At 63.7% G+C, this 10,242-nt stretch carries 13 protein-coding genes; 10 read left to right on the forward strand and 3 right to left on the reverse strand.

The window, feature by feature from the left end:
- On the forward strand, positions 1-508 hold a 508-nt coding region (locus VNW74_RS20540), incomplete at its 5' end, for an MMPL family transporter (RefSeq protein ID WP_325680179.1).
- 49 nt (positions 509-557) lie between these two features.
- Here VNW74_RS20540 and VNW74_RS20545 read toward each other — a convergent pair.
- Entirely contained in the window at positions 558-1,214 is a 657-nt protein-coding gene (locus VNW74_RS20545; RefSeq protein WP_325680181.1) for a TetR/AcrR family transcriptional regulator, read from the reverse strand.
- Between the two features lie 210 nt (positions 1,215-1,424).
- Here VNW74_RS20545 and VNW74_RS20550 point away from each other — a divergent pair, with 210 nt between their 5' ends.
- The 4 genes from VNW74_RS20550 to VNW74_RS20565 all read left to right on the forward strand — a co-directional run bounded on the left by VNW74_RS20550 (position 1,425) and on the right by VNW74_RS20565 (position 4,142).
- Positions 1,425-2,465 (forward strand): hypothetical protein, encoded by a 1,041-nt coding sequence (locus tag VNW74_RS20550; protein ID WP_325680183.1) that lies wholly within the window; start codon positions 1,425-1,427, stop codon positions 2,463-2,465.
- A 68-nt stretch (positions 2,466-2,533) separates the two neighbouring features.
- Positions 2,534-3,271 carry a hypothetical protein gene (locus tag VNW74_RS20555; RefSeq protein ID WP_325680184.1) on the forward strand — a complete coding sequence of 246 codons (738 nt, stop codon included), beginning with the start codon at positions 2,534-2,536 and terminating at the stop codon, positions 3,269-3,271.
- Positions 3,268-3,870, forward strand: a complete 603-nt coding sequence (locus VNW74_RS20560) for a cytochrome c oxidase subunit 3 (protein WP_325680186.1) — start codon at positions 3,268-3,270, stop codon at positions 3,868-3,870. The genes VNW74_RS20555 and VNW74_RS20560 overlap by 4 nt, the downstream gene beginning before the upstream one ends.
- Positions 3,871-3,872: 2 nt before the next feature.
- Complete coding sequence (locus VNW74_RS20565; RefSeq protein WP_325680188.1) at positions 3,873-4,142, forward strand: cytochrome C oxidase subunit IV family protein; 270 nt, start codon at positions 3,873-3,875, stop codon at positions 4,140-4,142.
- 27 nt (positions 4,143-4,169) lie between these two features.
- Here VNW74_RS20565 and VNW74_RS20570 read toward each other — a convergent pair whose 3' ends face one another.
- Positions 4,170-4,760: a TetR family transcriptional regulator gene (locus VNW74_RS20570; protein ID WP_325680190.1), complete on the reverse strand. Its 591-nt coding sequence runs from the start codon at positions 4,758-4,760 to the stop codon at positions 4,170-4,172.
- Between the two features lie 118 nt (positions 4,761-4,878).
- Here VNW74_RS20570 and VNW74_RS20575 point away from each other — a divergent pair, with 118 nt between their 5' ends.
- The 5 genes from VNW74_RS20575 to VNW74_RS20595 all read left to right on the forward strand — a co-directional run bounded on the left by VNW74_RS20575 (position 4,879) and on the right by VNW74_RS20595 (position 9,910).
- Positions 4,879-6,063 (forward strand): LLM class flavin-dependent oxidoreductase, encoded by a 1,185-nt coding sequence (locus tag VNW74_RS20575; protein ID WP_325680192.1) that lies wholly within the window; start codon positions 4,879-4,881, stop codon positions 6,061-6,063.
- A gap of 46 nt (positions 6,064-6,109) precedes the next feature.
- On the forward strand, positions 6,110-6,856 hold the full coding sequence (locus VNW74_RS20580) for an SDR family NAD(P)-dependent oxidoreductase (protein ID WP_325680194.1): 747 nt from the start codon (positions 6,110-6,112) through the stop codon (positions 6,854-6,856).
- Positions 6,850-7,272 carry a nuclear transport factor 2 family protein gene (locus VNW74_RS20585; RefSeq protein ID WP_325680196.1) on the forward strand — a complete coding sequence of 141 codons (423 nt, stop codon included), beginning with the start codon at positions 6,850-6,852 and terminating at the stop codon, positions 7,270-7,272. Before VNW74_RS20580 ends, VNW74_RS20585 begins: the two co-directional genes overlap by 7 nt.
- Before the next feature lie 194 nt (positions 7,273-7,466).
- Positions 7,467-8,507 carry an alpha/beta fold hydrolase gene (locus VNW74_RS20590; RefSeq protein ID WP_325680198.1) on the forward strand — a complete coding sequence of 347 codons (1,041 nt, stop codon included), beginning with the start codon at positions 7,467-7,469 and terminating at the stop codon, positions 8,505-8,507.
- On the forward strand, positions 8,504-9,910 hold the full coding sequence (locus tag VNW74_RS20595; RefSeq protein ID WP_325680200.1) for a wax ester/triacylglycerol synthase domain-containing protein: 1,407 nt from the start codon (positions 8,504-8,506) through the stop codon (positions 9,908-9,910). Before VNW74_RS20590 ends, VNW74_RS20595 begins: the two co-directional genes overlap by 4 nt.
- 25 nt (positions 9,911-9,935) lie before the next feature.
- On the opposite strand, the gene VNW74_RS20600 is transcribed toward VNW74_RS20595, so the two are convergent.
- Positions 9,936-10,242: acyl-CoA dehydrogenase family protein (locus VNW74_RS20600; protein ID WP_325680202.1), on the reverse strand; the 307-nt coding region annotated here is incomplete at its 5' end.

Genomic DNA, 10,242 nt, shown 5'->3' on the forward strand with positions numbered 1-10,242 from the left:
GGTTATCGTCGGCACCGCCGCGAGCTCAATAGCGGCGTCCATCGGACTCTCCGTGCTCATCTGGCAGGACCTCTTCGGTATCAGGCTCCACTTTTCCGTCATGCTTTTCGCGGTCATCATCTTGTTAGCTGTCGGATCCGACTACAACTTGCTGCTGGTCCATCGAATCGGGCATGAGATCCACGCTGGACTCAAGACAGGAATCATCCGGTCGATGGCCGGCACGGGCACGGTCGTCACGTCTGCCGGCCTGGTGTTTGCCTTCACCATGGCTGCCATGCTCGGCAGCGACGATCGGATTGTCGCCCAGATGGGTGCCACCATCGCTTTGGGTCTACTACTCGACACACTGATTGTGCGTACGTTATTCATGCCCTCGATCGCCACGTTGCTGGGCCGCTGGTTCTGGTGGCCGCAAATTGTCCATCCCCGCGGCGCCGACAACGTGCGCCGAACCGACGCATTGTTCAAGGACGCCGAAAAGCTGCCGCTGCCGTTGCGGCAGTGAGCATTTCGAAGCGTCACGCCGGCGGAGAGCCGGGGCGGCGACCGGCTCATCACGGCGCGTAGAGGGTGCCTCGCCACATGGAGACCAACACGTCGACGGCGGCCTCCTCATCGGCGAGACTCGGTTCGACACCCAGCCCGGCGATGTAGAGCACCCGTTCTGTGCCCCAGAACAGGGTTGACGCGAGCGTTCTGCCCGGCACTGGCGAGGTGATCATCCCCGCAGTGCGTTCGCGTTCGATCTCGACAGCGCCGGCGGCGATGAAGCGTTCGGCGATGGCCAACCACAGATCGCGCAGCTCTGGCTCGGAGTGCCAGTGATGATTGGCCGCCTGTAACACCGGTCGGTGACGATGCCAGGCCTGCGTGACAGCCCGGATGCTGCGCTGCAGGGCAACCGTCGGCGAGTCCTCGCCGGACCGGGCCAGGAACGGTTGCACCGTCTCGAAGATGTCGTCCATGGCGCGCTCGAGCAGCCCACTGAGCACGGAAAACTTCGATGCGAAATAGAAGTAGAAGGTTGCCCTGGACACTTTGGCCTCGGTGAGGATCTGCGCGACGCTGATCTCAGCGAACGATTGCCGCGCCAACAAGCGCGCGGTGGCCGCGAAGATGCTATCCGCTGCCGATGCGCTGTCGGTGTCCACCACGCGCCGCCGACCGACCGCTTGTCGCCGACCGACTGCTCGCCGCGTCATGTCGGTCATCGCCGAAACCTTACCTGCGATCTGCGCATGTCACCGTATCCCATCAGAAGAATCTAACCACTCTTCAAAAAGGGGTATACATGTTGTCTGAACATGATGTTAGGGTGAGCTGTCCACGCCTGCCGGAGGGGGTTGCCGTCGTCACTGGCACCGGCAAACCGCACTTCAACACCGCTACGAGGCATCAACAGTCAGAAAGGTCCTCAACCGATGAGTTCGATGCAGAGTCTGAGTTGGTGGCCGCTGGTCGGCCACGAGGGTTGGCCGCCCAACATCAAGCCCAGCCCCGGTGACTTCATCGCCAGCGCGCCAGCCCAGATCACGTTCTTCTTTGTTGCCGGCGCAGCCGCGGTGATCTTTGCGCTGCCCTGGGCAATCAGGGCGGCGATGCGGAGCAAGAACTACACGCCTCTGCTGGTGATTGCCAGCGGATTTATCTGTAGCCAGTGCGAACCCATGCTCGACATGCTCGGACACTTGCACTGGGCCAAGAACCTGGTGCCGGCCTTCACCAACTTCGGCATCACCGTGCCCGCGCTCATCCCGCTGTGCTACGTGGCGTTTCTCGGCCTTGAGTCCTACTTCTGCTATTTCGTTATCCGCAACGGAGCGCATGCCCGGCATTTCGTCATGATGCTGGGATTGGGCATCGTCACCGATGCGGTAATGGAGACGATCGGCATCAACTTGCGGACCTACGAGTACTACGGCGTGCAGCCGTACAAGTTCCTCAACTTCCCCTACTGGTGGGGCTTCATCAATGGCGGCTCATTCGTCACCATCGGCGCGATGTTGGCCTTCGCGGTGCCGCGCCTGAAGGGGGCGCACAAATTGTGGTTGTTGCTCGTCGCGCCGACCGGCATGATGATGAACTACTTCGGGATAGGCTGGATTCACCTTCTCGCACACAACTCGACGCTGCCGGTGGCGGCGCGCTGGGTGGCCACCACCATCATGATGGCGATGATGGTCGGCTGGATGTTCGTCCTGCACAAGCTCGTCGGGCGACCGCAGTCTCTGCCGGCGCCGAACTGGACTCTGTGGCGGATCTTCGCGTACGGAAAGCTGACGCCGAAGCGCTCGACGCGCATGTCGATGTGGCAGAAGATGTGCGAGGAAGGCGGCGTGAAACCCGGCGACGGAATCGCCACCAACCCCGAGGACCCGACACAGGCGCTGCTTGTCGGCCCGACCGTTGTCTTCTCCAACGGCGCAACCTCGGCTCCTCGTTCGGACAAAGCCGCGGTCTAAACCATCGTCGTCGTGGGTCGTCCGGGCAGCCCCGGGCGATTTGAGCCTCGGGAAGAAGGGATTCTGCGATGACGCAGGGTATTCAGAAGACGATGGCGGTCAGCGGCGCAGTGTTCGTGCTGCTGTTGTTCCCAGCGATCATCATGACCGGTCTGCTTCCGCCGATATCACCGATGCGGACCGCCGTTGAGATAGCTCGGTTTTGGTCGACCAACACCGGGCTGAAACGACTGGGGCTTGTCATTTTGCTGGCGGCCGCGGGCCTACAGGCGCCATTTGGTGCGCTTATGGCGATTCGCATCAGGCAGATGGAAGGCGGACGGTATTCCCCGCTTGCCTACACGCAGCTTGTCGGGACGGGGCTGGCGGTGGTTGCGATCATTATGCCGACTTTTGCCTTCGCCGCGGCCTCCTACCGTCCCGAGCGCGATCCCCAGATCACCCAGGCCCTCAACGACCTCGGATGGCTGCCGTTTGTCATGAACTGGCCGGCCGCCACGATCCAGTGCTTGGCCATTGGATTTGCGATCCTCGGTGCGACACATGCGATTTGGCCTCGGTGGCTGGGCTACTTCAACCTCTGGTGTGCGTTTATCTTCGCCGCGGGCGGTTTGGTGGTGTTGTTCAAGGACGGCGTGTTCGCGTGGAATGGCCTGCTGGCGTTCTGGATGGTGGCGGTGTTCTTCGGACTGTGGTTCCTGATCATGGCGTGGCAACTGTGGGTGAGCGTTGCGGCCTCAGAAGGCGACTCCATCGCGCTGGCGATGTCCGAGAACGAACCTGCGCGGAGTCCGCTGCAACGATGACCCTGCTCCGGCGATCGGGCGCGCCCGGCACGTCCGCCGACCCAGGCCGGAGAGTGCCCGGCGAAGAAGGTATCTGGGTTTTCGTACTGGGCGACATGACGGTGTTCGCTTTGTTCTTTGCGACGTTTATGTACTCCCGCGGCAAGAACCCTGCAGTGTTCGCACGCGACCACGCCGAGCTGCACGTTTCGCTCGGTACCGTCAATACCGTTCTGCTGCTGTCTAGTTCGCTGCTGGTGGTGCTGGCCGTGCAGCGGGTCCTCGGCGGAAGGCACGCGGGCGCGTGGCAGCTTATCGCGGGCGCGTTGTGCTGCGGAGCGGGCTTCGTCGCCGTCAAGGCTGTCGAATGGACCCAGCTGTTCGCGGCTGGTAAAGGGGTTGGCAGCGGCGAATTCTTCTCCTACTACTTCATGTTCACCGGCATTCACCTCATGCACGTGCTGATTGGTCTCGCCGTTTTGAGCCGGCTGATCGTGGTTATCCGGCGAGCGGAGTTGACCGACAAGCAGGCGCGGCTTTGTGAGACCGGCGGGATCTTCTGGCACATGGTCGACCTGCTGTGGGTGGTCCTGTTCGCACTGTTCTATCTGGTGAGGTGACGATGACCGCAACGCGTCGGGTAACCCTGGTGTGGGTGCTGCTGCTGGCCTTGACCTTCGGATCGTTTCTGGTCGGGGTCGAGCAAGGGGCGGGATTTGCTTCGGTCGGCGCCGCGATCATTGTGGGTATCGCAATGCTCAAGGTGCGGCTGATCGGCATCCACTTCATGGATCTGCGGGCCGCCCCGCGCGCCCTGCGGGCGTTGTTCGAAGGCTACGTGCTGGCCGTCTTCGTGGTTCTGGTGGCTCTCGATATCTTCGTCAAGCCTTAGCCGCCAACGGCGGACCCTCCTCGGGTGTCAACCGGGGAGGCCATGTGCGAGCTGGTCGAAGGCCTCGGCAAGGTAGTTGGCGAGGCCATGTCCTGGGTTTGCGAGATGCGAGCGGAAGGCAACGCGGAACGCGGTGACGGCGGCGCCGGCGATGAGCCGGCCGTGGAAGTCTGACTCGGGGTCGGTGTCGCGTTCCTGGGCGAACAGTGCGGCGACGGCGTCTTCCCAGGTGAGGCAGTACTCGAGGTAGCGGGCGATCAGCGCGGGTTCGGTGTGGAAGAGGCGGACACGTCGCAGGGTGGTGGGGTCTTCAGTCTCCCAGCGGGTGGCGTTGCTGATGAACGCGGCGCGGATCGTCTGCCAGGCGGTGGCGTGGTCGGGGCGTGCGAACTCGGCCTTCATCGCTTCGAGGCGTTCGTCAAGGTCGTAGAAGATCGGGTCCTCCTTGCGCGCGAAGTGGCGGAAGAAGGTGCTCTGCGAGATGTCGGCGGCGTCGGCGATTTCCTCCGTCGTGGTCGCGCTGAAGCCCTTGGCCTCGAACAGCTCGACGGCGGCTTGCGCGATGTCGCGTCGCGCGCGGGCTCGTCGGCGTTCTTTGGCGGGCGTGGTCGCACTCATGCGTCGATGGTAGCGATTATCTTCTTGACAGTCACTGTCATTCTGAAGATGATTATCACAAATCACAAGTGGATCGATGGACGAGCCCGGACGACAGAATCGAGAGGTAGGTCGGCGGATGTCGGTGAAGTTTGGTCTGATCGGCGCGATGTATCCGCCGATGGACAAGGCGCTTGAGTCGATCCCGCGCGCGGAGAAGCTGGGTTGGAGGTTCATCGACTTCCCGGATCAGATGACCTCGACCAACCCGTCGGGGATGCTCAAGCCGCCGGTCTCGGCGTCGGATCCGGGCGCGCCGACGAGCTTCTTCTCGGACGTGTTCTTCGGGTCGATGGAGATGTGTGCTGCAGCGGCTGTGCTGACGCGCGAGATGGAGATCCTGTTGGCGGTGATCGATCCGCTGCGCCGGTCACCGGCGGTGATGGCGCAGGAGATGATGACGTTGCAGCACATGTCGAACGGGCGGATGACCTTTGCGATCGGCGCGGGGGAGAACAAGCAGTTCGAGCCGTATGGCGAGGTGCGCTCCAAACCGTTCACGCGGCTTGAGGAGGCGGTCCACACATGGATCGCGCTGTGGGAGTCGGAGGGCAAGCCGATCAATCGCGAGTCGGAGTTCTGGCCGTTGAAGGAGGCGGTGTTCCCGATCCCGATGCACGCTGCCGGCGCTCCGGAGCTGTTGTTCGTCGGCGCTGGCGAGCGGATCCAACGGCTCGCTGCCACTGTTGGGAACGGCTGGCTGACCTATCTGCCGGGCGGGTCGGGGAACGACAACGTCATGATGAAGGCCCTGATCGACAACATCAAAGAGCGCGCGCACGACGTTGGCCGCGATCCCCAGAAGCTCCGGTTCAACGCGCAGGTGTGCACGATCCTGGCCGACGATGACGACACGGCGTGGAAGATGGCGCGGCATCCGAACAATGGGTGGATCGCGATCGCGGCGGCGTCGATCGATTCGTCGAAAACGTGGGAGAAGTGGGGATACGAGCACCCGCTCGGCGATTTCAACTGGTCGCGCGATGTCAACGTGAACATCGTTACAAAGGAGAAGGCTGAGGAGCTCACTGCCGGCATTCCGGACGAGGTGACTGACTTCGCGCTGGTGTGGGGCGGCCCGGAGCGGGTCGCGCAGCGCGTGCAGGAGATGATCGACGCCGGGATCAACGAGGTCAGTTTCTTCAACATGGCAGCCTCAGCCGACCCCGAGTACGCCGTGCACTGGGATCGGCAGATCTCCGATGTGATCCAGCGCCTCGGCGGTGAGCCGCTGAACATCGAGCGGCCGGTCGAAGTGGCGTGACGGCCCCAGCAATCCCAAACATTCGCTCCTACAAGAGGCCACGACCATGAACCGACTCAAAGACAAGGTCGCCGTGATCACCGGTGCCGGCTCCGGCATCGGCCGCGCCACCGCACAGCTCTTCCACGCGCAGGCCGCACAACTCGTCCTCGCCGACATCACCGGAGCGCAGAACGATGTCGCTGCCGGGCTCGGTGATGGCGTGCTTGCCGTCCAGGCAGACGTCTCGTCGACGTCGGACGTGGAGGCGCTAATCGACGCGGCGATGGAGCGGTTCGGTCGAGTGGACGTCCTCTTCAACAACGCTGGGATCGACGGCGTGCTCGGCCCGGTCGAGGAGTGCACGCTGGAGAACTTCGAGCACGTCGTGGCGGTGAACCTCCGCGGCGTGTTTCTCGGCATCAAGTTCGCGCTGCCGATCATGAAACGTCAGGAGTCGGGGTCGATCATCAACACCGCTTCGGTCGCAGGGATCGTCGGGATGCCGATGCTCAGCGCGTACTGCGCGAGCAAGGGCGGCGTCGTTCAGCTGACGAAGGCGGTCGCCGGCGAGGTCGCGTCCGCCGGCATCCGCGTGAACGCGATCTGCCCGGGCATCATCGACACGCCGCTGCTGCAGAAGCTGACCGAGACGCACCGGGACCTCACCGCCGGCGCCGAGATGATGACCCCAATGGCCCGGCGTGGGCAGCCCGAGGAGATTGCCCAAGTCGCGTTGTTCCTTGCCAGCGATGAGTCCTCGTTCGTAACCGGCACCGCCTACCCCGCCGACGGCGGGCTGACCTCATGGTGAAGGACACGGCGACACCGGACACCGCGAACGCAATCGACGTGCTCGTCCAGACGATGACGGCCTTCCAGAACGGCAACGTTGATGCCGCCGCGGCGCTGATGCACCCCGACATCCGCTGGCACAGCCCCGGTCGCAGTCAGCCGGCCGCCGGCACCCACGTCGGGCGCGGGAATGTCCTTTCCGCGTTCGGGATCATCGCCGGCCAGCCCGGCACACTCAGCCTCGAATTGCTGGACACTCTCGAGGGCCAGCACCACGCCGGAGTCCTCTACATCCACCGCCGCGAGCGGCATGGCACGACACTCGAAGCGCGAATCTGTCTCATAGCGACGGCCAGCAACGGACAACTCACCGAAGCGTGGGAGCACATCTACGACCAAAACGCTTTCGACGCCTTTTACGGGCCGCGCCAATAGCTCTGGCGAACCGCTCGCCGCGGTGCTGGCTGAAAACGTCTCGGCCCGTGTCATCGTGCTCCAAGTTGTGGGCGAGGATCAATGCGAACGATCGTTCTTTTCGGCGTTGACTGGATCCTCTTTACATGTATTCTGATACAGGTCGTCGCAAAAACGAGCGCACAGAGATCGAGTGATGGTCAGGGACCGTGATAATGCGGAGTTCGAAGCACCGGCGCCCGTGGTTGCGCAGACGCCGCCGGGCGAGCACAGACATCGCGCAATGGGAGCGTGCTGACCGCGAGTGGGCGGGAATCGACTGGACCCCGTACACACACGACGCGGCCGTGCGCGCGCGACGCATACGGTACGTGGACGTCGGAACCGGTCGTCCGGTGGTGCTGGTGCACGGCCAGGGAGGGGCGTGGCAATGGTGGCTGCGCATCTTGCCGGCCGTCGCGCGCCACGCCCGTGTGATCGCGCTTGACCTCGCCGGGTTCGGCGCATCAGAACCCGTGGCCGCCGGTGATGTCTTCGCGGAACAGGTCGCGACGGTAATAGGACTACTCGATGAGCTGCGCCTGGCGAGGGCGACCATCGTGGGGCACTCGATGGGCGGCCTCGTCTCACTCAAGGTGGCGTGCGACCATCCCGGCCGGGTCGACGGTTTGATGTTGATCGACTCCGGCAGCGACAACATCGGTGCACTGCGATTGCGGGCGATCTTGTTGGGCTTCCGGTTATTCGACAAGGTGTTTGGATTCCACACCGTGCCGCGGGCTATCGCGCGGTGGCGGTACTTGCGGACCGCACTGTTTGCACTCGCCGTATCAGAGCCGCGCTGCATCACGCGATCGCTCGCCGACGAGTTGGTGCCGAGGATGGCGGCTCCGGGATTCATCGCCGGCGCGCAAGCCGCCGGAAGAGCGGTGGCGGAGGCTACCCCCGGGGCGGTACGCGCGCCCGCATTGGTGCTGTGGGGCCGCGGAGACCGAATCGTTCCACTCTCCTCGGGGCGTCAGCTGGCAGACGCCATTCCTCATGCGCGGCTGGTAGTCCTCGATGACGTGGCACACTGCGCGATGCTCGAGAAGCCCGCCGAGACCGCGGCTCTCATCATCGATTTCGCCCGCAATCCGATGGCTGACAGCGCCTCGGCCGAATCCGCTACGGATCCGCTGGATAAAGGTGATGGTCAGCTCGATCTCCGGACTCAGACATGGGAGCCGGGTTCCGGACGGGAGAAGTCAGGATGACAACAGAGCAAGAGCAACTGTGGTCTGACTTAGAAGGCTGGGGACGCGATCCCGCGTTGTCCGAACTGGATGCGTTGATGTGGCGCACAGATCGGCACCCGCAGGGTGCGTGGTCTGGGGTGGTACTTCAGCTGCTTGACACGGTTCCCGACTGGGAGCGGCTCCGGGCCGCCCATGAATGGTTCGTCGAGATCGTTCCCCGGTTCGCGCAGCGCGTGGTGGATCCGCTGGTCCCGGTTGGGCCGCCGATGTGGGCGGACGATCCGTCATTTGACCTGGACTTCCACCTGCGGCGGGTGTCACTGCCTGCGCCGGGTGGGCACCGTCAGCTGCTCGAACTCGCGCAAACGATCGGACTAACGCCGCTGGACCGGTCCCGACCACCCTGGGAGGGCTATCTCGTAGAAGGGCTCGAGGATGGCCGCGCGGCCTACGTCATGCACGCTCACCACGTCTTCATGGATGGGCTGGCGCTGGCGCGGCTGCATGAGCGTGTCCTGAACACGAGCCGGAAGCATCAGACCGACAAACCCACGCCGGCGCGCAAACCTGTGCGGCGCAGTCCTATCGGTGTCGCGGCTCAGCAGCTCAGCCAACAGATTACCGGCACCCCGAAGGCTATTGTCGGAGGCGGACGCGCCCTCATCAAAGCGGTTGGCGACCTTCGCTCCACCGCTGATTACGTGTCGTCGCTGGCCCGGGTGGCGGGGCCGCCGCCGAAGAATCCGTCGAAGATCCTTCGTGGCGGGTCGCGAAGGATGTGGCGATTCGGGACCATGGAATGTGAATTCGACGACCTACGACGTGCGGCAAAGGCCGCCGGCGGCACGCTTAACGACGCATTCGTCAGCGCGCTGCTCGGAGGGCTGCGGCGTTACTGCGCCGCCAACGGCGAAGATTTGGGCGACGTGCCGATATCGATGCCCGTGGCGATGCGCGCTGCTGATAACGCCACGGGCGGAAACGATTTCGCGGCAGCGTACTTTCTTGTGCCCTCCGGTGTAGAAGACCCTGCCGAACGAATCCGCGCGATGCGCGAGCGGGTCCATCACGTGCGGTCTGAACCCGCGCTGGGATTCCTCGGCGCCATCACCCCCATTCTCAACCGCACCCCCTCGGGTGTGGCCGCGGCGATCCTTGGTTCTGTCGGTGGAGCGGTGCTCACGACCAGCTCGTGGCCAGGGATAACCGAGGACCGCTACATCGCCGGTGCGCGCTTCGACCGGATGTACGTCTTTGCGCCTTTGCCCGGCACCGTTTTGACGTCGGCGATGTGCACTCACTGCGGCGTGTGTTGTATCGCGATGAACGCCGACGGAGAGGTATTCAAAGACCTGGATCTGCTATGGCTCTCGATGCAGGAGAGTCTCGACGAGATCCTCGCTCTGGGCTCGTCGCCATAACGTCGAGACCGTCCGGCGCCGGTGTTCACCGCGGTGCCGTGGCGTCCAAAGCCACGGTCGATGCCAGGGTGTCGCAAGGATTGGAGTAGGCCGCGGCCATCACCTGCAGGAAGCGAGCGTCTGCGAACGCATGCGAGATTGGGTATTCGCGCATGTAGCCGTATCCACCATGCAGTTGCAGGGACTGGTCAACCGCCTGGCCACAGACCCTGTTTGCGGTCAGGCGAGCGGCCGCCGCGTCGGCGACATCGAGCGCGCCGATGCTGCGCGCGTGCACGCAGGAATCGACGAATACAGTCACGCTGGCCAGCTCAGCCCAGAGTTCGGCCAAG

The organism is Mycobacterium sp., from assembly GCF_035570115.1.
GTDB lineage: Bacteria > Actinomycetota > Actinomycetes > Mycobacteriales > Mycobacteriaceae > Mycobacterium.